This window comes from Citrobacter sp. Cc139, assembly GCF_030334645.1.
In the GTDB taxonomy this organism is placed as follows: domain Bacteria; phylum Pseudomonadota; class Gammaproteobacteria; order Enterobacterales; family Enterobacteriaceae; genus Citrobacter; species Citrobacter werkmanii.
This window is the reverse complement of record NZ_JAOWDM010000025.1, coordinates 1-857: the sequence shown is the minus strand read 5'-3', so window position 1 is coordinate 857 and position 857 is coordinate 1. Positions and strand designations below refer to the sequence as shown.

Annotated in this window: 1 protein-coding gene; it reads left to right on the top strand. The window is 55.1% G+C overall.

Going from position 1 to position 857, the window contains the following annotated elements:
• A partial coding sequence (locus OGV69_RS25255) for a TipJ family phage tail tip protein (RefSeq protein ID WP_502873874.1) occupies positions 1 to 857 on the top strand: 857 nt, incomplete at both ends.

Below are 857 nucleotides of genomic sequence, written 5' to 3'. Positions count from 1 at the left end.
GCAGACGAGCTGCTTTCCGGAAAGGTTATGGGCGGCCGCATCAGCGCTGTTAACGGTCGCGTTATCAAACTTGACCGCGTTGCTGATGCAGTTGCAGGCGATCGTCTGATTCTAAATCTTCCCTCCGGCGCGTCACAGAGCAGGACCATTAAGGCTGTGAATGGGGAATCAGTCACAGTCACCACGGCATACAGTGTGACACCACAGGCCGAAGCTGTATGGGTGGTTGAGTCAGATGAATTCTACGCCCAGCAGTATCGTGTTGTCAGTGTCTCCGATAACAGTGATGGTACCTTTTCGATTACTGGCGCATGGCACGATCCGGATAAATATGCCCGTATCGATACCGGAGCCATCATTGACCAGCGGCCGGTGAGTGTGATCCCGCCGGGTAACCAGTCGCCGCCGGCTAACATTGTGATCAGCTCGTTTTCGGTGGTGCAGCAGAATATCAGCATCGAAACCATGCGGGTTAGCTGGGACCAGGCGCAGAATGCCATCGCCTATGAGGCACAGTGGCGCCGCAATGACGGTAACTGGGTAAATGTGCCGCGCAGCTCCACCACGTCATTCGATGTTCCTGGCATTTATGCCGGGCGCTACCTCGTGCGTGTGCGCGCCATTAACGCCTCTGAAATATCCTCTGGCTGGGGCTACTCTGAAGAGAAAACGCTGACGGGCAAGGTGGGAAATCCACCGAAACCTGTCGGCTTTGCGACAACGCCGATCAACTGGGGGATTCGCCTGAACTGGGGATTCCCGGCTAACACCGGGGATACGCTGAAAACGGAAATTCAGTACACCGCGAACAGTGATTTCTCTAATCCTCTTTTGCTGTCGGATGTGCCTTATCCGTC